Source organism: Bryocella sp., from assembly GCF_058498515.1.
The window spans coordinates 107,282-125,773 of sequence record NZ_JBMHYI010000024.1; the positions used below are offsets into that span (position 1 = coordinate 107,282).

At 63.2% G+C, this 18,492-nt stretch carries 21 protein-coding genes; 12 read left to right on the forward strand and 9 right to left on the reverse strand.

Features of this window, described 5'->3' with window-relative positions; genetic code table 11:
* Positions 1 to 51: 51 nt before the first annotated feature.
* Positions 52 to 666 (forward strand): ribosome biogenesis GTP-binding protein YihA/YsxC, encoded by a 615-nt coding sequence (gene yihA / locus AC5E6W_RS07345; protein WP_491751762.1) that lies wholly within the window; start codon positions 52 to 54, stop codon positions 664 to 666.
* Here the strand turns inward: yihA and AC5E6W_RS07350 are convergent.
* Entirely contained in the window at positions 623 to 1,375 is a 753-nt protein-coding gene (locus AC5E6W_RS07350) for a hypothetical protein (protein WP_491751622.1), read from the reverse strand. The genes yihA and AC5E6W_RS07350 overlap by 44 nt on opposite strands.
* 269 nt (positions 1,376 to 1,644) lie before the next feature.
* On the opposite strand from AC5E6W_RS07350, the gene AC5E6W_RS07355 reads away from it, so the two are divergent.
* A complete protein-coding gene (locus tag AC5E6W_RS07355; protein WP_491751623.1) occupies positions 1,645 to 2,319 on the forward strand; it encodes a TIGR03435 family protein in 675 nt (224 codons plus the stop codon).
* An 85-nt stretch (positions 2,320 to 2,404) separates the two neighbouring features.
* Here the strand turns inward: AC5E6W_RS07355 and AC5E6W_RS07360 are convergent, their stop codons facing one another.
* The 3 genes from AC5E6W_RS07360 to AC5E6W_RS07370 form a co-directional block, all read right to left on the reverse strand.
* Positions 2,405 to 3,751 (reverse strand): inositol-3-phosphate synthase, encoded by a 1,347-nt coding sequence (locus AC5E6W_RS07360; RefSeq protein ID WP_491751624.1) that lies wholly within the window; start codon positions 3,749 to 3,751, stop codon positions 2,405 to 2,407.
* Positions 3,752 to 4,085: 334 nt separating this feature from the next.
* Complete coding sequence (locus AC5E6W_RS07365) at positions 4,086 to 4,709, reverse strand: DedA family protein (protein ID WP_491751625.1); 624 nt, start codon at positions 4,707 to 4,709, stop codon at positions 4,086 to 4,088.
* A 799-nt stretch (positions 4,710 to 5,508) separates the two neighbouring features.
* Complete coding sequence (locus AC5E6W_RS07370; RefSeq protein WP_491751626.1) at positions 5,509 to 5,973, reverse strand: BLUF domain-containing protein; 465 nt, start codon at positions 5,971 to 5,973, stop codon at positions 5,509 to 5,511.
* A 269-nt stretch (positions 5,974 to 6,242) separates the two neighbouring features.
* Here AC5E6W_RS07370 and AC5E6W_RS07375 point away from each other — a divergent pair, with 269 nt between their 5' ends.
* Positions 6,243 to 7,355 carry an acyltransferase family protein gene (locus AC5E6W_RS07375; RefSeq protein WP_491751627.1) on the forward strand — a complete coding sequence of 371 codons (1,113 nt, stop codon included), beginning with the start codon at positions 6,243 to 6,245 and terminating at the stop codon, positions 7,353 to 7,355.
* Positions 7,356 to 7,393: 38 nt separating this feature from the next.
* Positions 7,394 to 8,203 (forward strand): endonuclease III, encoded by an 810-nt coding sequence (gene nth, locus AC5E6W_RS07380; RefSeq protein ID WP_491751628.1) that lies wholly within the window; start codon positions 7,394 to 7,396, stop codon positions 8,201 to 8,203.
* A 273-nt stretch (positions 8,204 to 8,476) separates the two neighbouring features.
* Here the strand turns inward: nth and AC5E6W_RS07385 are convergent, their stop codons facing one another.
* On the reverse strand, positions 8,477 to 9,268 hold the full coding sequence (locus tag AC5E6W_RS07385) for a uroporphyrinogen-III synthase (protein ID WP_491751629.1): 792 nt from the start codon (positions 9,266 to 9,268) through the stop codon (positions 8,477 to 8,479).
* Positions 9,269 to 9,350: 82 nt separating this feature from the next.
* Here AC5E6W_RS07385 and lexA point away from each other — a divergent pair, with 82 nt between their 5' ends.
* The 8 genes from lexA to AC5E6W_RS07425 all read left to right on the forward strand — a co-directional run bounded on the left by lexA (position 9,351) and on the right by AC5E6W_RS07425 (position 15,321).
* Entirely contained in the window at positions 9,351 to 9,959 is a 609-nt protein-coding gene (lexA, locus tag AC5E6W_RS07390) for a transcriptional repressor LexA (protein WP_491751630.1), read from the forward strand.
* Positions 9,960 to 10,029: 70 nt separating this feature from the next.
* Positions 10,030 to 10,452 (forward strand): hypothetical protein, encoded by a 423-nt coding sequence (locus tag AC5E6W_RS07395; protein WP_491751631.1) that lies wholly within the window; start codon positions 10,030 to 10,032, stop codon positions 10,450 to 10,452.
* A complete protein-coding gene (locus AC5E6W_RS07400) occupies positions 10,449 to 10,871 on the forward strand; it encodes a type II toxin-antitoxin system VapC family toxin (protein WP_491751632.1) in 423 nt (140 codons plus the stop codon). Before AC5E6W_RS07395 ends, AC5E6W_RS07400 begins: the two co-directional genes overlap by 4 nt.
* 79 nt (positions 10,872 to 10,950) lie before the next feature.
* On the forward strand, positions 10,951 to 12,165 hold the full coding sequence (locus tag AC5E6W_RS07405) for an efflux RND transporter periplasmic adaptor subunit (protein ID WP_491751633.1): 1,215 nt from the start codon (positions 10,951 to 10,953) through the stop codon (positions 12,163 to 12,165).
* A gap of 70 nt (positions 12,166 to 12,235) precedes the next feature.
* The gene (locus tag AC5E6W_RS07410) at positions 12,236 to 13,084 is read left to right on the forward strand and encodes a DUF4097 family beta strand repeat-containing protein (protein ID WP_491751634.1); all 849 of its coding nucleotides are present in this window, start codon (positions 12,236 to 12,238) and stop codon (positions 13,082 to 13,084) included.
* Between the two features lie 126 nt (positions 13,085 to 13,210).
* Positions 13,211 to 13,666 (forward strand): hypothetical protein, encoded by a 456-nt coding sequence (locus AC5E6W_RS07415; RefSeq protein ID WP_491751635.1) that lies wholly within the window; start codon positions 13,211 to 13,213, stop codon positions 13,664 to 13,666.
* Between the two features lie 46 nt (positions 13,667 to 13,712).
* Positions 13,713 to 14,438 carry an HAD family hydrolase gene (locus AC5E6W_RS07420; RefSeq protein ID WP_491751636.1) on the forward strand — a complete coding sequence of 242 codons (726 nt, stop codon included), beginning with the start codon at positions 13,713 to 13,715 and terminating at the stop codon, positions 14,436 to 14,438.
* Positions 14,439 to 14,613: 175 nt separating this feature from the next.
* Entirely contained in the window at positions 14,614 to 15,321 is a 708-nt protein-coding gene (locus AC5E6W_RS07425) for a hypothetical protein (protein WP_491751637.1), read from the forward strand.
* A 15-nt stretch (positions 15,322 to 15,336) separates the two neighbouring features.
* On the opposite strand, the gene AC5E6W_RS07430 is transcribed toward AC5E6W_RS07425, so the two are convergent.
* The 4 genes from AC5E6W_RS07430 to AC5E6W_RS07445 all read right to left on the reverse strand — a co-directional run bounded on the left by AC5E6W_RS07430 (position 15,337) and on the right by AC5E6W_RS07445 (position 18,311).
* Positions 15,337 to 15,852, reverse strand: a complete 516-nt coding sequence (locus AC5E6W_RS07430) for a DinB family protein (protein WP_491751638.1) — start codon at positions 15,850 to 15,852, stop codon at positions 15,337 to 15,339.
* A 95-nt stretch (positions 15,853 to 15,947) separates the two neighbouring features.
* Entirely contained in the window at positions 15,948 to 16,859 is a 912-nt protein-coding gene (locus AC5E6W_RS07435; protein WP_491751639.1) for an ROK family protein, read from the reverse strand.
* Between the two features lie 79 nt (positions 16,860 to 16,938).
* Positions 16,939 to 17,781: a ZIP family metal transporter gene (locus AC5E6W_RS07440; protein ID WP_491751640.1), complete on the reverse strand. Its 843-nt coding sequence runs from the start codon at positions 17,779 to 17,781 to the stop codon at positions 16,939 to 16,941.
* Between the two features lie 110 nt (positions 17,782 to 17,891).
* Positions 17,892 to 18,311, reverse strand: coding sequence for an FtsB family cell division protein (locus AC5E6W_RS07445; protein ID WP_491751641.1), 420 nt, complete (start codon positions 18,309 to 18,311; stop codon positions 17,892 to 17,894).
* Positions 18,312 to 18,492 lie beyond the last annotated feature (181 nt).

An 18,492-nucleotide genomic window follows, 5' to 3' on the forward strand; every position in this document is an offset into this window, starting at 1 on the left:
TATCGCAAAGCGATGCCCGTCGCTCCTCTCGAAGCGGTAAGCTCAAGAGCGATGCAGTACACAGCAAAATTTCTACTTTCGGCGATGAAGCCCGAGCAGTTCCCCGGCGAAGCCAAGACCGCCAACGCGCCGGAGGTCGCCTTCCTCGGCCGCTCCAACGTGGGCAAGAGCTCGTTGCTCAACAGCCTGCTGGGCGAGGCGGCGGCGAAGGTCTCCGCGACGCCGGGCCGCACGCGCGCCATCAACTTCTTCGCGCTGCACACCGGCACGCCGCAGAAGCACGCCTTCACGCCAACGCTGGTCTTCGCCGATCTTCCCGGCTACGGCTACGCGAAGATCTCGAAGTCCATCTCCGCCGAGTGGCCGACGTTCATCGAGCCGTACCTGCAGGAGCGCGAACAGCTCGCGCTGTGCCTGTGCCTCGTCGACACCAACATCCCTCCGCAGACCAGCGACACACAGCTGATCCATGCGCTGCAGCAGATGCAGCGGCCCTATGTGGTCGTCGGAACGAAGGCCGATAAGCTCAGCAACAACCAGCTGGCGAAGTCGGTGGCGGCGCTGAAGAAGGCACATGAGATCGACACGGTGCTGCCCGTCTCAGCCAAGACCGATGCCGGCATCAAGGCGCTGTGGGCTGCGATTCTTCAGGGGACGACAACCTAGGACCTTCGCGCAGCTTCAGTCCTTCGGATTCCAGCAGCATCGCCTCGCCTTCGCTGAGATAGCTCCAGCGCCCATCCGTGGCGCTGCGCAGGTAGTGCGACGCCCGCTCGATCCAACGCCGCCGCACGGCCTCATCGCGAGGCAGCAAGCGCAGTACTCGCGCATCGGCCTCGCGCAGCCGGGTTGGCGTCGCGGTCGGGATGAAGTACTCGTAATGTTGCTCGCCGTGGATCGTCATCGCGGGCCGCACGGCATCCTGTGCGGGATCGACTTCCAGCTCCGTGTCGAAGTACTGCAGGCCGGCGTCAAGAAGCGGCTGAACCGCGCTGGGCCACGCTCCGCGCGTGAGGAACATGTCGGGTTGCAGACCACGCTCCATCATCTCCGCGAGCGTGGCATCGACTTCAGCGATCAACGCCACACTGAGCGGCCGCTTCTTCCGGACTTCATTTTTGAGCGCGCGAATCGCCTCATCGAGCGTGTCGATGACGAAGTCGATCTCACCGCGCCGCAAAGCCTTCTTGATCTCATGGCCATCGGAATCGATTAGCAACGATGCGGCTCCCGCAATGGACGCGGCGGGCGCCACCCCGCTACGCGGAGCTTCTGGCCCGCAGGACAACACGAGCGCACCTGCCCAGTCCTCGCGAAGGTCGACAAGGCGTGTGTAGGTGCGGAGGATCTGGAGCTGAAGATCGAAGGCTTGCACTCACTAGATTCTAGTGCAGTGCGATACGGCAATTCTGGCCATTCCGAGGAGAGCAACGAACCCTGCATTTCGAGCGCGGTGCGGCTCCAGGGAACTATCCTCGCTCGCTGTCGTACATTCGATATCGATAGATACGCCAAGCAGGAGGACGACTGATGAGACGCAATGGCCTGCATCCGCTCTGGTGTGTATGTACAGGGATGGTGCTCTTGCTCCCGCTTCCTCGGACGGTTGCCCAAACGCCCGATCCGCCGGCAAAAGAGCCCAACATGGCCGCCGACGCGAGCCCCAGTTTCCTGGTGGCGGCCATCACGCCCAGCGCGCCGGACGCGACCGGTGGTTGGAGCTTCGAGTCCGAGGGTCATCACATCTCCTGCGTGAGAGCCACGCTCATGGACATCGTCGCCGTGGCGTACAGCATCCAGGCCAGACAGATTGCGGGCGGGCCCAGGTGGTTCAGTACCGATCGATATGACATCCATGGCACGCCCGACGTGCCCGGGGTGCCGAACTTCGCCCAGACACGAGAGATGTACCGCAAGCTGCTCGCGGAGCGCTTCCACCTCGTCGTTCACGAGGAGCAGCGCGAGATGCCGATCTACGCCTTAACCGTCGCCAAGGGAGGTCCACGGCTCAAGGTCGCCGATCCGGGCGAGACTACCAACGCCGGCAACAGCGGAAGCACAGGGCAACGCACGATGAAGTTCACGAACATGTCCATGCCGGAACTCGCGCTCAATCTCGACTTCTACCAGGACCGCCCTGTAGTGGACCAGACCTCGCTTCCGGGCCGGTACGATTTCACGCTGAAGTGGAGCTACGACATCTCGGTCGAGAATGAATCCGGTGCTCCTCCGTCGCTCTACACTGCGCTGAGGGAGCAACTGGCCTGCGGTTGGATGCAGTCAAAGGTCCAGCCCCGGTCATCGTCGTCGACCACGTAGAAAGGCCCTCCCCGAACTAGACGGCCCAAACGGAAGAGGCCCCGCCACCAAACCGGTCGCAGGGCCTCTTCTTGCACGGAGCAAGTTACTCGCCGTAGTAATCGAGTCCCAGGTGCGTGATCAGGTCCTCGCCCATGATGTGCCGCAGCGTGTTCTTCAGCTTCATCGCCTGGATGAAGAGATCGTGCTCCGGGTACACGCCGGGGGCGGAGTCGGGGTCCTTGAAGTAGAAGCTCAGCCACTCCTGGATGCCCAGTCCGCGCAGGCTCGGCGTGCGCTGCGCGAGGTCCATGAATAGGCACAGGTCCAGCGCCAGCGGGGCCGCAAGGATCGAGTCGCGGCAGAGGAAATCGACCTTGAGCTGCATCGGGTACCCGAGCCAGCCGAAGATGTCGATGTTGTCCCAGCCTTCCTTGTTGTCGCCGCGGGGCGGGTAATAGTTGATCCGCACCTTGTGGTACATGTCGCCGTAGAGGTCGGGGTTCAGTTCCGGCTGCAGGATGTGCTCCAGCACGCCCAGCTTCGAGACCTCCTTGGTCTTGAAGTTGTCCGGATCGTCCAGCACCTCGCCATCGCGGTTGCCGAGGATATTGGTCGAGTACCATCCCGCAACGCCCAGCTGCCGCGCCTTGAAGGCGGGAGCGAGGACGGTCTTGATGAACGTCTGGCCGGTCTTGAAGTCCTTGCCGCAGATCGGCGTGTTCATCTTCTTCGAGAGCTCGCGCATCGCCGGGATGTCGACGGTCAGGTTGGGCGCGCCGTTCGCGAACGGAATCCCTTCCTTGAGCGCCGCCCAGGCGTACAGCATCGACGGCGAGATGTCAGGATCGTCCTCGGTCAGCCCCTTCTCGAAGGCCTCGAGCGTCTGGTGCACGGGCTTCTGCTCGATGTAGATCTCCGTCGACCCGCACCAGATCATCACCTGGCGATCGGTGCCGGACTTGGCCTTGAACTCCGCGATGTCGTTCCGGATCTGGTTGGCGAGGTCGCACTTGTTCTTGCCGACCTTCTGATGCTTCGGTGTGAGGCGCTTGACGTAACGCTCCTCGAAGACCGCGGGCATGGGCTCGATGGACTCCAGGAACGGCTTCATCGCGTCGAGCTGGTCGCGGTCGAGCACGGCCGCGGTCTTCGCCGCGTCGTACAGGTTGCCGCCGAAGATGTCCCACCCGGTAAAGACCAGGTCGTCTAGCGGAGCCAGTGGAGCGAAGTCCTTAATGAGAGGCGAGCGGTTGTCCGTGCGCTTGCCGAGGCGGATGGTGCCCATCTGCGACATGGAGCCGATGGGCTTGGCGTAGCCGCGGCGGATGGCTTCCACGCCGGCGATGAGCGTCGTTGCGACCGCTCCCATGCCCGGGATCATGATGCCAAGTTTTCCAGTGTGGGGCGTAATGCTTGCCGCGCTCGTTGGCGCAGCGTCAGGTGTTGCCATTGTTGATGTGCTTACCCTTCTAGGTGGACTTGCGCGACTGGCGCAGACATGGCGAGTATTTCGCACCGACTCCGGCGTTACAAGACAACGGTAACGTAACGGCGATTCCGGCCCAAACACGCGAATATCCTTGATTCATCAAGGATTTCTCGTCTTCAGCAGCATTTCGCCTTGTATCGACGCGGGCGTCGCCGCAGAGGCGTGCGGACATCGCCCATAGCTTGGAAAAGCTGTATTCATGCGGGTTGAAGGCTCTTCGCCTCGCACGGAAATAGGGCCGAAGCTCGTGGCCTCGGCCCTATGGGGTGCCCCGGTTTATAGCGCTAACGTAGCGTTACTCCCCCGCGGGCGCATTCCGGTTCTTCCAGTGCGTCCAGACGAACCACACGAAGCCCACCACGATCACCGCCTCCACCGCCAGATGGAAGCGATGAAATGTCTCCTTGAACGCCGGGTTCGTCTGCCAGGTGTTCCCGAGTCTCATCCCGATGTACGCCAGCGCATAGCACCACGGGAACGATCCGAGGAAGGTGTAGACGTGGAAGCGAACCTGGTTCATCTTCGCGATGCCCGCCGGAAATGCGATGAAGGTCCGCACGATGGGCAGCATGCGTCCCAGCAGCACGGCCAGCGAACCGTACTTGAGGAAGAACCTGTCCGCCAGGTCGATGTCGCGGCGGCTCAGCAGCAGGTAGCGGCCGTACTTCTCGACCAGTGGACGCCCACCGGACGCTCCCACCCAGTAGGCCGGAATCGAGCCGAGGTTCGACGCAATGGAGGCCAGCACCGCGAGCACAATCAGATCCGTCTGCGAGTGCGCCAGCGCCGACCCGGCGAACGGCATGATGACCTCCGACGGAATGGGAATGCAGGCCGACTGGACAGCCATGAGCAGAAACACGAGCGTGTACTTGCCGCCGACGCTGAGACCCGCCAGAAATACGATGAGCTTGTTCATGTTGCGTCAGTATATCGAGGCGGTGTTGAAACAAGACGCTTCACGCTGCTTCCGGACACCGCAGGAACCACAACAGTTCAAGAGCCATTGGCCAGAGGATGACCATCGATACAAACCAGCCGAGTCTGGACGGTACGTCCCCTGGAGCATCGCTGTAGACAACCAGGCAAAGTGCGGCGTTGGCAAGGTAGGCGGTACATGCTGCGATACAGCATGCGCGGAGCGGCGAGATCGTGTGGCGGCGGAGGGACAGGACCACCATGCTGGCCAGCATGATTCCAAACCCGAGGCTGAGGACAGCGAACCGTTGCCACGCGCTCGTACCCGCGAGATGAAGCAGGAATGGTGTCTCCACGAGAATCGTGCCGGCAATCGAAAGCGCGGACGCAGTCCAGATCAAACGCCGCTCCGTGCTTGTGAGAGGAGAGGTGCTAAACAGCGCCCGAGCGCCGATCCAGATCATCGGGAAGGCTAGGAAGAAGGGAGCACCAGCAAGAAAGTGCCACCAGTTCCCCTGATTGCCGGGCACCCTCAGCGTTACCGCGTCCCAGGGCGAGGTGCTACGGGCAAAGGGAAGGAAGGCGACGACTCCCGCGATCAGCCATAGAAACAGATGCGCTGTGTTAGCCCAGGCTCGGCTGTTATCTATTGAGCCCACCGCTGCTGGGAGAAACGTAGGTGTCCGTCGATCGTTCACGATTGCCTCCGCCCTTACAACGTTGAAACAGCGGCAACGGTTAACGTCCTTCGTTCGTGGGAATTGGGAAACCTATCGACCGACGCTCAGAGTGCTCTTCAGCTACAACAGCCAGTCGTCTTCCTTGACAATCAGCCGCTTGAGCACCTGCAGCACCTCTTCTCCCGCAACCGGAGAGCCGGTGAGCACAGCCTCCATCGCAGCGCTGGCAGGAGGATCGTCGCTCTTCGCAGCAAATGCCATCGACCAGTCGGGAAAGTCCCGCTGCGGCAGCTTCCTGTCGATCGCCACCGTAAGGTTCTCGTTCCGCACGTCGGCGCGGATCGACGCGATCATGGCATCGAGCGCCTGGCGCGGGCCCTCCAGAACCTGCGCAAAGTGGCTGCCGTTGTACAGCAGCGCTCCCGTAATGCCGAGCTCTGCGTTTTTCACCCGCGCCTTCGCCAACAGATCGAAGAGGCCTTCCTGAACCTCGGCGGTCGTGCCCTTCATCGCACTGATGCTGCAGTACACGATGGTGGCGAGATCCGAAGTAATCAGATCCGCTGTTTCTCGCTCAGAGTTCATAGGGCCGTCCCTTGCTGCACCGGACACGACGGTGCCTTGCGTCGAGCGTCCCCCAGTTATCGGCATCTCGGGGCGAATCATGATCCCGGGGTCGAGCCTCTCGATCCGCCCCGACCCGTGAACTACCGAAATGGGATGAGGCACGGTGCACCGCTTTCGGAACGACGGAGCACCGACCGAGCCAAAGTGGCAAGCGCTATGGAACCGGCCACGGCTGATAAACTCGCGCTATCCGAATGGCGCCGCCTCTTCCAACCCAAACTACGCAAGTGATTGAGCATACGGAGGAAGGCGAGACCCAGGGCCACGGCCCGCTGAAGCACCTTCCAGCCCTCGACGGTCTACGCGGCGCGGCAGTCGTGGCCGTAGTGATCTTCCACTTCCTTCCCCGCACCGGAGGCTTTGGCCTCTTCAGGCTCGCCAGCGCCGGCTGGATCGGAGTGGACGTTTTCTTTGTCCTCTCCGGCTTCCTCATCACCAGCATCCTGCTGCGCCAGCAGCGGCGTCCGCAAGCCATCCGCAAGTTCTATGTGCGGCGCGCACTGCGGCTATTTCCGCTCTACTACGCGATGGCGCTGATCGTGGCCATCGGCATCGCGGCGGGCCACCTTGGGTGGTCGCGTTGGCAGCTCGGGTATCTCTTCTACGGCGCAAATTATGTACTCATCCTCCACTCCGCGGCGCAGACCATCGGTCCATTCTCCCTGGTTCATACCTGGAGCCTCGCGCTGGAGGAGCAGTTCTATCTCCTGTGGCCATGGCTGGTCCTCCCAGGCAAGATCTCGCGCCAGACCCTACTCCGAATCTGCTGGGTGGTGATCGTTGTCTCCCCTCTACTACGGTTCGTCTGGTGGCAGCATGGCGCGACACAGGACATCCTGCAGATGAACCTGGTCACCCGCATGGACTCCCTGCTGCTCGGCGCAGTGATGGCGCTGCGCGGCCTACCCAGCGCGCGCTGGAGCCGGGTCATCATCGCGACCAGCGTGCTGGTGGTGGCGTGGTGCACGCTGCGCGGGCACTCGCTCTCGCTCGGCGAGGCCCCGATGAACACCCTCGGCCTCACCGCAACCGCGGCCTTCTCCGCAGGAGTCCTTTCGCTGGCTCTCAAGCCCCGCACCTGGACCCACGCCCTCTGCACGCTCTCGCCCGCGCGCTTTCTGGGCCGTTACAGCTACGGCATCTACCTCTGGCACGTCTTCCTGACATCGGCCTGGGACCGGCTGGCTGATTTCCTGGCCGGACCGCTCAGGCACTCGCCCACGCCCGCAGGCGTCATCGCCGTCCTCACAGCCCTCTGCGGCTCGACGGTGCTGGCCTATGCCAGCTATTGGGCAATCGAGCGGCCGTTCCTGCGGCTGAAGGATCGCTTCGAAGCCTGACGCTCCCAGCCTGCGCAGCTGCGGTAGGCTTTCTCTGTATGCCAGCGAAGAAAACCGCCAAAGCCCTCGTCCCTCCTCAGAAGCTTTCGCCAAAGAAGCGCGCGGCAGCCGTCAAAGGCGTGTCCGCAGCAAAGGCCCGCAAGATCGCCGCCAGCGAGCCTGTCGCGAAGAAGAAGTCGGTCAAAGGGGGTACGGCGAACCCCCTCGCGCCGGAGCGCATCGCAGCCATCCTCGACGCCCTGCAGCGCACCTACCCCAACGTCGTCTGCGCACTCACGCACCGCAATGCGTTCGAGCTGCTGATCGCAACCATCCTCTCCGCCCAGACCACCGACGTGACCGTCAACAAGGTCACTCCGGAGCTCTTCGACCACTTCCCTACGCCGGAGGCACTGGCCAAAGCCCGGATCGAGGACATCGAGCGCATTATCAAGCCGACGGGCTTCTTCCACTCCAAGGCGAAGAACATCCAGAACGCCGGCCGCGTGCTGGTCGAGAAATTCGGCGGCAAGGTGCCGCAGACGATCGAGGAGCTCACCCAGGTTCCGGGAGCCGCGCGGAAGACTGCCAACGTCGTGCTGGGCAGCTGGTTCGGCATCCCCTCGGGCATCGTCGTCGACACCCACGTCGGGCGCCTGAGCCGGCGGCTGGAGTTGACGAAGAATGACGATCCCGTGAAAGTTGAGCAGGATCTGATGAAGATCATTCCGCAGGACCACTGGATCCAGTTTTCGCACGAACTCATCCACCACGGTCGCCAGGTCTGCCTCGCCCGCAAGCCGCACTGCGTCGACTGCAGTGTGGAAAAGTTGTGCAACTCAAGCGACAAGACATGGTCAAGTCACTGAGCTTTGCACTTCTTTTGCATCACTTGCAGGAGAAACTTCAGGTGGAGATTTACGTTGATCGCGATATCCGCAGCAGGGGTGTGAGTAACCTCTGTGTGACAAGATTTCGCTGATTGGGCCGGTACATCCTCGTGCCTGGAGGGCGACAAGCGCCCTGCCAAAAGGGGATGATTGGTGATCCTACTCCAGAGTTTTATGTTTCGCCAAGATGAATAGAGATGATATTTATGCGGGCCCCGGATCGGGTTCCAGCTTTTCCCGCGGGATCAAAATCTAGGCGCTGTCCAGTGCGACCAGCACTGCCATCGCCAAGGCCTCAGCGGAAGGTTCGCTGGCAGTGGCATGAGCCGGAAGTCCAAGCTCCTGCAGCGCCTTGGCGGTCACGGGGCCGATGGCAATCCGCCGCACCGACTCCGGCAGACTGACGCCCGCCTGCTCCAGCAGCGCCAGCAGGTTCCGCGCGGAGGATGGGCTGGTGAAGGTAGCCGCTGCCGGCCATTGCCCTGTGGCCGCGATCTCCTGAAGAGCGGCTAGTGACTCCGTCGGCGCTCCGGTACTGTATCCGGGAGCCACCGTAACCTCTGCCCCTGCAGCGATTAGGGCCTGTTCGATCACCTCTCGCCCCTCCTGCGCCCGCACGATGAGAAATCGCCGCGGCGGCCCGGACGGGTCCAAAGCATGCTCCGCAAGCGCAAGAGCCAGCGACTCCGCAATCGGGTCCGGCGACAGCAGGTCGGCGCATCGTCCCGGCAGCAGCTCCTCGACGGTCCTCCCCGTCGCCTTCCCCACCACCGCAATTTGTATGGTCTCCGGGACGACCCCGGAGTTCGCTTTCAGCCGTGCCGCCAAGGCCTTCACCGCGTTAATGCTGGTGAGAACGAGCCAGTCGAAATCACCGAGCCGAGCCAGCGCGGCGTCAAGATCGCGAAAATCAACCTCGCGGAAGGTCAAAACGGGGATCAACACCGGCTCGAGACCGACAAAGCGCAGGGCGTCGGCCAGATCGCCGGCCTGCTCCGCCGCCCTTGTGACCAGAACTCGCCGACGATGCCCTGTGGTACCCATCCGGAGACCAGAGTATCCAGAATTGCACCAGCTTTGCGACTTCCCCTTGCAATTCGCTTTTTATTCGCTCATAATATCGGCCATGGCCATCACGCGGCGGCAAAAAGAGGTCCTCGACTTCCTCTCCTCCTTCACGTCTCAGAACGGCTACTCGCCGTCCTATGAGGAGATGGCTCAGGGCCTCGGCCTCAGCTCCCTGGCGACCGTGCACAAGCACGTCACCAACCTGCAAAACAAAGGCCTGCTGCAGCGTGCGCACAACCGCAGCCGGTCGATCGACGTACTGCCGCAGCGCGGCGCCCGCCGCGCGGCGCCGGACCGTCTTCCGCTGCTGGGCCGTATCGCCGCCGGAAAGCCTGTCGAAGCCGTCGAGACCGCCGAGTCCATCTCCCTGGGAGACATCGTCGGCAACCGCGACGTCTTCGCCCTCGAAGTTCGCGGCGACTCCATGCGCGATGAGCACATTGTCTCCGGCGACTACGTACTGTGTGAGCGCACTCGCACCGCCCGTGAAGGTGAGATCGTCGTCGCCCTGGTCGACGGCACCGATGCCACACTGAAGCGCTTCTACCGCGAGGGCGAATACATCCGCCTCCAGCCTTCCAACAAGGAGATGTCCCCGATCTTCGCCCTGGCGACCTCGGTTTCCATCCAGGGCAAGGTGTTGGGCATTCTGCGCAAGTACGCGTAGACATGTCTTAGATGTCTTGTCTTGACATGACTAAAGACCGGGGATAGTCTGTGGCTTTGGGAGAAGGTTCATGCCTCATGACGGCAGCACTGACGTCGTTCGCTCCCGGGCACGCGCTGAGTATTTCGAGCCGGCTCGGCACGCAGGCCGAACGCACGTGGTCATTCAATCCGGCGAATTCAACAAAAAACTCCTCGAAGATAAGCTGATTCCGTCGAATCGGATTCCGCTCGTCTGTAACGCCCTCAAGTCCCGCAAATTGCTGAAAGAAAATCACGCCACGCTCGAATTGATGGAGGGGCCGCCTTCCGGAACCAGTTCGACCGTTGTCTTTACCTATCGGCTGGAGCCTCTTCCCGACGGTTCCGCCCCCAACTCGAGCGAGCCGTCCCCTGCCTTCAACCGACTGCGAGGCATGCTGCAGGAGGCATACGGCCGGCTCGGCGGAGCAGAAGCCTTCCACCGCAAAGAGCGCACGGAGTGGGGCGAGTGAGGCGTGTTTACTGGGACACCATGCTGTACGCCTACTGGATGGAGGGCCACCCCAGCTATGGCCCCCGCATCGCGGCCATCCACGACGCAATGAGCCGCCGCCAGGATCGTCTCTGCGCCAGCACCCTGGTCTGCGCCGAGATGCTGGTTGGCCCCACAATCCTGGGGGACGCCGCTGGGTCGCAAGCGATACAAAGCTTCTTCGAATCCTCTGAAGTGGAAATCCTGCCGTTCCCGCTCCAGGCTTCGCCGATGTTCGCTCAGCTCCGAGCGTCGGGGCTCAAACCACCGGACGCGATGCACCTGGCGATTGCAGCGCACGCGTCCGTGGACCTCTTCATCACCAACGACCGCCGGCTCCACAAGATCGCTGTTCCGGGGCTTCCCTTCATTGCGACGCTCGAAACAGATCTCTTCTAACCCGGCTGGAACCAATTCCGTATCGTCTGCGTATCCCCATCGACTCGATTCCTGATTCGAATCGCGGAGGATGGCGGCCTTGTCGCAGCAGAAGAAATCTCGCAAGAAGCTTTGGATCGGCCTCGGCGTCGGCTTGACAGTGATCGTTGTCGCCGCCGTCTTCGCGGTGAAGTCGGTTTCAGGCAACACCAAGATCGACCCCACGCAGCTGGCGCACGCGGAGATGGGCGACGTCGCGCGCTCCGTCGTGGCCACGGGCAAGGTGCAGCCCATCACTCAGGTCGAGGTTAAGTCGAAGGCCTCGGGTATCGTCACGAAGCTCTTTACGGACATCAACCGCCCGGTGCATGAGGGCGAAGTGCTCGCGCAGCTCGACCAGCAGGAGATCCTCGATCAGGTGGCGGCGCAGCAGGCGCAGCTGGCCTCGGCGCAGTCGAATGCCAAGTCCGCCGCGGCCTCCGTGCAATATGACAAGATCGCCGCCGAGGCGCCCGACCTCCCCAACCTCGAGCACGGCTATCAGCGCGCGCTGGCGATGCAGAAGGAAGGCGTCGTCTCGACGCAGGCGCTCGACGACGCGCAGCAGAAGTATCTCGCGGCCAAGAATGTTCAGGACAAGGCCGTCGCGCAGGTCCTGGTGGACGAGGGTAAGTATCGTCAGGCAGAAGCCCAGGTGCAGCAGGCCGAAGCTTCGCTGAAGCAGCTTCAGGAGCAGCTCAGCTACACCCTGGTGCGTTCTCCCATGGACGGTGTGGTGCTCTCCCGAGACGTGCAGGTCGGCGACGCCGTCAGTTCGATCCTGGTGCTCGGGTCCACGGCCACACTCGTCATGACGCTCGGCGACACCCACCAGGTCTACGTCAAGGGCAAGGTCGACGAGTCGGACATCGGCAAGGTCTACATGAACCAGGGAGCCCGCATCAAGGTGCAGAGCTTCCCGGGCAAGACGTTTGAAGGGCACGTGACCAAGATCGCGCCGCTGGGCGTGGAGAAGGATAACGTCACGACCTTCGAGGTGTGGGTCTCGATTGACAACCCCGGCGGCGAGCTCAAGTCGAACATGACCGCCAACGCGGAGATCGTGCTCGAGGAGCATAAGCATGTGCTCACCATCCCCGAGCAGGCCGTGATCTATGACAAGGACCGCAACGCCAGCGTGTGGGTTCCGGATCCGAAAGCCAAGGACGGCCACAAGGCGATTCCCATCAAGATCGGCCTCTCCAATGGGAGCAAGGTCGAGGTGATCTCGGGCCTGAAGTCAGGCGACACGATCGTGCTGCAGCAGACCTCGTAGCAACTAGCAGAACTTGAACGAACACGGACCGTCCCGAGCGGGAGGCGGACGCAAGGAGGCAATGATGAAGATGCAACTACTGACCCTGACTGCGGTTCTCGCAGTCTCCACCGCCGCACTCGCCGACGCGAACTTCGAACGCACGGTCACGGTCTCCGGCCAGCCGGACCTGTACGTCTCTACCGGCTCGGGCAATATCCGCGTTCACCCCGGCAGCGACAACCAGATCCACATCGTGGGCCACGTCCACGCCGGCTGGAGCGCCTTCGGCGATGTGCAGTCGCGCATTCGGCGCATTGTTGAGAATCCGCCGATCGAGCAGAGCGGCAACACCATCCGCATCGGCGAGAACTACGACCGCATGCTGTTCAACAACATCTCCATCGACTACGAGATCACCACGCCGAAATCCACCGCGCTGAACCTGCGCTCAGGTTCCGGCGACATTGAGTCCGAAAGCGTCGGCCGCTATCTCTCCGGCCGCAGTGGCTCCGGCTCAGTGCGGGCACATGGCCTACATGGCGGTGCGGAGCTCGAGACCGGCTCCGGCGACATCGAGCTCGAAGGCGACGGCGGCGGTCCAGTCCAGGCCAAGAGCGGTTCCGGCTCGGTGCGCATCCATGGCTTCGACGGCACGTTGCGCGCCCGCACCGGCTCCGGCGATATCGAAGCCGACGGCCGCATGACCGGCGAGTCCAGCGTCGCCACCGGCTCTGGCTCCGTGCGCCTGCGCCTGAACCCGGACACCCACTTCAACCTCGAGGCCTCCACCGGCTCGGGCGACATCCGCGTGCACTTCCCCAATGCCCCGCAGCAGAGCGAGCACTGGCGTCATCACCTGACCGGTCCGGTCAACGGAGGTGGCCCTGCACTAGAGATCCGCACCGGTTCCGGCGATGTGGAGATCTCACCGCGATAACAAGTTTTCGACGTTCCATCGAGTAACAAAATTTGCGCCGGGGCGTATGCAGGACGAAGCATACGCCCCCATTTTTTTAGCGCAGCCGCTTGGCTCTTCGCGGCAACCAACCCTATACTCGCGGGCATGCGACTCGCTCTCCTCGGCGTTCTTGGTCTGCTGCTGACCTCTGCTGCCACCCATGCAGCCGCGCCTCAGGACCCAACCCGCAGCGAGCTCGTCCATCAGCTCGACCTCTTCGCCCAACGCATGCACGACAAGCAGGAGAACGAGATCCTCGCCTCCTACTCGCGCTATGCCGTCTTCGAGGACCCCTCCGGCCAGCGCTTCTCCACTCCCGCCCAGCTCCGCAAGCTTTACGACCACGTCTTCGCCGCCTATGACTCGGACCTGCACCTGGGCGCGCCAACGATCCTGTGGGTCGGGCACTCCGCGCACCTCTCCGGCACCTACACCGAGACCTTGCGCGATCGCAGGACAGGCCAGCTGCAGCACCCGAAGGGTGAGTACCGCTTCCACCTCATGAAGCTCTCCAGCGGTGAGTGGACGTTCACTCTCATGCAGTGGACGGCGCAGCCCTAGGCTTGGGGAGAGCCAGACACAGCGCTCCAGTCATAAACTATTCGGCATGGCACGCACCCGGCTCGTAGTCTTCGATCTCGACGGCACCCTCATCAACTCCTCGCTGGACCTCTGCAACTCCGTCAACGCTGCGCTCGACCACGTGGGCAAGTCCCAACTGCCGAACGAGATCATCGCCGGCTACATTGGCGACGGCGCGGCCATGCTCATGCGGCGCGCTCTGGGAGATCCCGGCGACGCGGACTCTGGCCGCCACAAGGCCGAAGGCGAGGTGCTCTTCGAGCGCGCCTTCCAGCACTTCCTCGAACATTACCGCGAGCACAAGCTGGACAACACGGGCTGCTACGACGGTGTGCTGGAGACGCTGGCGACGATCCGCTCGCGGCGTCCCAAGCTGCCCATGGCGGTGCTCACCAACAAGCCGGTCCTTCCATCGCGCGGCATCTGCGATGCCCTGGGCCTGACGCCCTACTTCTTCCAGAACTACGGCGGCAACTCCTTCGCGACCAAGAAGCCCGATCCCGAAGGCCTCCTGAAGCTGATCGAAGAGGCCCACGCCATCCTGCTCCACGAGGACCACGCCGCGGCGAAGATCGATCCCGCCGACGTCGTCATGGTAGGCGACTCCGACGTCGACGTGCTCACCGCGCGGCGCATCGGCGCACGCAGCATCGGCTGCGGCTTCGGACTTGCGCCCGCCTCGCTGCAGCTCGCCAAGCCGGACGTACTGGTCGCCAGCCCCAGCGAGTGGGTTGAGGCGCTGGGAATCTAAAGCGACGTCACCGGCAGATTCTGCATCCTTAGCCTGTCCCGCAAACGTATACGTCAAAAGCGTGATCTGAGATCAGCCCCATGCATCATGAGGACGGCCCCGGCTGCAAGGACCAGGTCGCGCCTCAGGATCATCTCCGGATCGACGCCTATTTCGTCTGCGAAGGAATGACTCTATGGATGCTGAAATCGCAATGTTGAAGCACCGCGTCAGGCAGCTTCAACTGATGTGCTTCGCCTGCCTTCTGTTGCTGACGATTGCGGTGGTGTGCGGGTTCGCCACGGTACACTCCGCTGGAGCCGGCCAGCGCGATCAAGTCTTGCGCGTGCGAGGGCTGGTCATCGAGGACGAGCAAGGCCGGCCACGGATTCTGCTCGGCTCGCCGACGCCGACGGTCGCGGGCCGCAAGCGCTCCGATCCAGTCGATGGCTTCGTTCTGCTAGGCCCGAACGGAGCGGATCGGTTCGTCATCTCCTATCCCGGCTACGAACCTCAGGTCATGGGCCAGGTGCAGAAACGCCTGCACGACGCTCCCAGTGCGGGCTTCATGATTAACGACGCCGACGGCAACGAACGAGCCGGTCTGGGAACAACGGACGATGGCACCCGGACGGCATTAGGCATGGACTACAGCGATCGCGACGCCCTGGGCTTGCTGGTCTCGCCCAGCTTCTCCGGCGTAGCGATGTTCGCACGCAGCGGCCCCCGCAACGATCAGATCGCCATGGGGATTACCCGGGACGGCACGGCTACCGCCAAGCTCGCGGACAGCAACGGGGACGAAGGCGTGATCGCCGACGTGAAGGGCGGGACGCTCAAGCTACAGGTCCGCAACTCCAAGACATCGAAGCTGGAGGATGTCAGCAATAAGCTCTTGCCATGAATCGTAGCCGGAGCCCTACTTCTTCCACGCCCCCAGCAACCGCCGCACTACGATCAGCTCGCCCACGTGGTACGCATTGTGGTCGGCGAGCTGCAGGGCTTCGCGCAGCAGGCTCTGTCCATCGCCCCAGGGAAACGCCGTCACCAGCTCCTCATCGCTCGCGCCATCGAGCAGATCGTCGAAGGACTTGCGGTCGGCGTTGATCGCCGCGATGCTTTCGTTCCACGCGGTCGCAGATGGCGGCTCCGGAGACTTGGGCCAATAGGCTGCCGGCCACGGCTTCTCCTGGTAAGTCCCGTCCGCGTTGTCGGAGAAATCGAGCATGTCCTTCTGCGTGAGGCGGAGGTGCTCCAGGATCTGCCACGCGGAGTACGGCAGCCCCTGCGGCACCACGCCCCGCAGCTCGGCAGGAAAGTCCTTCACAGCATCCGCGAAGGTGGCGTGGGCGAGGCCGCCATCGAGCAGCGCGGTGAGTTCCGTGCGAAGCGAAGACCCAAGGGATGTACCGGAGGTTGTGTTGGAAGAGCTCATGCTGCATGGGATGCGAAGAGCCGCAATCGGGGTGCGCAAACCTCGCGCCCTGCAGCCCTCTTGCCTCGACAGCACGAAAATCCGTTACGAGAGCTTCACAGCTTCGCCTTCGCCGGCCACAGCCAGGCCGCGCCGCGCACGCCGCTCGAGTCGCCATGCACGTTGCGCAGAATCGGCGTATCGCATTCGCGCCCGAAGACATACTCCCGCATCACCTTCTCCACGCCACCGGCGTACAAATGGTCGAGGTTCGAGAGCCCTCCGCCGAGCACGATCACGTCCGGGTCAAGCACATTGACGATCACCGCCAGCGCACGCCCAAGCCGGTTCTCCAGCCGAGCCAACGCGGCGGCGCACTCCGCATCGCCCTGCTCGGCCGCTTCCACGATCTCCTTGCCGCGCAGCGTGCGTCCGGTGATCGCCGTGAAGTCCTGCTCGAAGGCTGTGCCGGAGATCCAGGTCTCCAGGCAGCTCGAAAGGCCGCAATAGCAGGGCCGGCCCGGAAGTTCCTCCGGAGTGGCCCACGGCAGCTGGATGTGTCCCCACTCGCCCGCATTGCCGTTGCGGCCGGAGTGCACCTGCCCATGGATCGCGATGCCACCGCCGCAGCCTGTCCCAAGGATTACGCCGAAGACGATTGCCTGTCCCGCGGCAGCGCCGTCGGTGGCTTCACTCACGGCAAAGCAGTTGGCGTCGTTGGCGCAGCGCACTTCGCGGCCCAGCGCGGCGGAGAGATCTTCCTCCAGCGGCCGGCCGTTGATCCACGTGGAGTTCGCATTCTTCACCAACCCGGTGGCCCGCACCACAGTGCCGGGAATGCCCACCCCCACGCTGCCTGTCATCCCCATCTCGGACTCGACGGCCGCCACCAGCCCCTGGATGGCGCGCACCGTGCCATCGTAGTCTCCCCGCGGCGTCGCCACTCGAATGCGGCTGTGTTCCGCGCCCTGGTCGTCGAGGGCAATCGCTTCAATCTTCGTTCCGCCGAGGTCGATTCCAATACGCATGCGTTGCTTCAGGCTCCAGGGATTCAGTTCGCTTGGGTTACGGGGCTTCGGTCGCTCAGGTTCCGCCGATTCGATTCGCTTACGCTCCGGGAATGCGGGTCAAGGCTATCGCGAGCCCGAGGCCCGCGGCGAGCGCGAGGATCTCCACCATCGCCGCTCCAAGCCGGCGATCCCCACCGATCTCAGGCAGCAGATCCACCAGAGCAATGTAGACGAAACTTCCGGCACTGACCGGCAGCAACCACGGCACCAGGCGGAGACCTGATCCCGGAGTGGCTCCGAGCCACGCCACCAGCGCCCATCCCACCAGGCTGGATCCTCCTGCGGCGATGGCCAACGCTGCGGCGCGTCCGCGATGCACCCCCATGTGCAGCAACAGCGCAAAGTCTCCCAGGCGGTGCGGAATCTCATGCAGCCCAATCGCCAGCGCCGTGATCCAGCCAATGCGCCGATCGACCGCGAAGGCCACCGCCACGCTCGCGCCATCGACGAAGCTGTGCGTCACCGCACCCAGCAGCAGCGTAGCCGGGCGCGACGCCCCGTGCGCATGCGTGTGATGCCCATGCAGTTCGTCGCAGTCGCTGTGCTCCGGGGAAAACTCTTGCACGGGCTCCGCGCTGACGCCCGCCAGCACATGAAAGATCCGTTCAAACGCATAGAGCGCGAGGATGGTCCCCAGCAGCGTGGCCCACAGTCCCGGTCGATTGCCCAGCGCTTCGACCGCCTCCGGCAGCAGGTGCGCCAGCCCCGTGCCCAGCAGTACACCCACGGCAAGGCTCACGACAAACGGCAGCACGCGCCGCAGCGCGCCTTCCGCTTCCCTGAGGAGGAGCACCGCCACCGCGGCCAGCGCCTGCACTGCGATCACCGCCAGCAGAGGCTCCAGCGCGCGCACATGCAGCAGCGGACCCCGTGCTCCCACGAACAATAAAGAGATCCCCTGCAAGCGTGCGCACACCTTTCCCTCACTACAGGGTAACCGCAGCAGAGCTCATCCTGTTCGCAGGAATAGGTCTCGGACCGGCTTTAGGACTACTTGGCTTTGGGGGGCGCGGGCTGTTGTGTTGTGCTTTTCTCCGGCAGCGAGTAGATAACCTCGCCTGCACGCGTGTAGTGCAGCTCCTCACGGGCCTGATGCTCAATCGCATCGGGATCGCTCTGCAGCCGCTCCACGTGCAGTTCCAGCCGCTGGTTCTCGCGCTGCAGCACTTCCACCTGACGAGCCAAAGCACGCGACTCCTCGCGCTTGTGCGCGAACACGATGAGGCCGTTGTGTCCGAAGATCACACCATAACCCATCATCCCGGCAAGCAGCCCGGCCGCCACCGTCGCTCCACGCCTGCGCCAGCGCAGCCAGCGCTCGCGCGCGGCCTCCGCGACGGAAGCAACGTGGCGTACGCCGCCACGCGGCTGACGCTCGTTCCCAGAGGTTGTGTTGTCGGGCGTGATCATCGAAGCGCGGGTCCCTGGCGTGCGCGCAACGCGGGGTGCGTTGCTTTCTCAAGTATCGTTCAGTCGGCGCAGCGTTTCGTGCAGCAATGACGCGGGGGAATCAAGCTTGCAGACACCATGACGGGTTGCCTTCAGCGCATCAACACTCTGTGGACAAAGTGGTACATAACACCCCTGCAGC

Excerpts from the sequence above, each read along its gene's own strand:
- yihA (WP_491751762.1), top strand. The coding sequence starts at position 52 with ATGCAGTACACAGCAAAATTTCTACTTTCGGCGATGAAGCCCGAGCAG.
- AC5E6W_RS07355 (WP_491751623.1), top strand. The coding sequence starts at position 1,645 with ATGGCCGCCGACGCGAGCCCCAGTTTCCTGGTGGCGGCCATCACGCCC.
- AC5E6W_RS07360 (WP_491751624.1), bottom strand. The coding sequence starts at position 3,751 with ATGGCAACACCTGACGCTGCGCCAACGAGCGCGGCAAGCATTACGCCC.
- AC5E6W_RS07365 (WP_491751625.1), bottom strand. The coding sequence starts at position 4,709 with ATGAACAAGCTCATCGTATTTCTGGCGGGTCTCAGCGTCGGCGGCAAG.
- AC5E6W_RS07370 (WP_491751626.1), bottom strand. The coding sequence starts at position 5,973 with ATGAACTCTGAGCGAGAAACAGCGGATCTGATTACTTCGGATCTCGCC.
- nth (WP_491751628.1), top strand. The coding sequence starts at position 7,394 with ATGCCAGCGAAGAAAACCGCCAAAGCCCTCGTCCCTCCTCAGAAGCTT.
- AC5E6W_RS07385 (WP_491751629.1), bottom strand. The coding sequence starts at position 9,268 with ATGGGTACCACAGGGCATCGTCGGCGAGTTCTGGTCACAAGGGCGGCG.
- lexA (WP_491751630.1), top strand. The coding sequence starts at position 9,351 with ATGGCCATCACGCGGCGGCAAAAAGAGGTCCTCGACTTCCTCTCCTCC.
- AC5E6W_RS07395 (WP_491751631.1), top strand. The coding sequence starts at position 10,030 with ATGCCTCATGACGGCAGCACTGACGTCGTTCGCTCCCGGGCACGCGCT.
- AC5E6W_RS07410 (WP_491751634.1), top strand. The coding sequence starts at position 12,236 with ATGCAACTACTGACCCTGACTGCGGTTCTCGCAGTCTCCACCGCCGCA.
- AC5E6W_RS07415 (WP_491751635.1), top strand. The coding sequence starts at position 13,211 with ATGCGACTCGCTCTCCTCGGCGTTCTTGGTCTGCTGCTGACCTCTGCT.
- AC5E6W_RS07420 (WP_491751636.1), top strand. The coding sequence starts at position 13,713 with ATGGCACGCACCCGGCTCGTAGTCTTCGATCTCGACGGCACCCTCATC.
- AC5E6W_RS07425 (WP_491751637.1), top strand. The coding sequence starts at position 14,614 with ATGGATGCTGAAATCGCAATGTTGAAGCACCGCGTCAGGCAGCTTCAA.
- AC5E6W_RS07430 (WP_491751638.1), bottom strand. The coding sequence starts at position 15,852 with ATGAGCTCTTCCAACACAACCTCCGGTACATCCCTTGGGTCTTCGCTT.
- AC5E6W_RS07435 (WP_491751639.1), bottom strand. The coding sequence starts at position 16,859 with ATGCGTATTGGAATCGACCTCGGCGGAACGAAGATTGAAGCGATTGCC.
- AC5E6W_RS07445 (WP_491751641.1), bottom strand. The coding sequence starts at position 18,311 with ATGATCACGCCCGACAACACAACCTCTGGGAACGAGCGTCAGCCGCGT.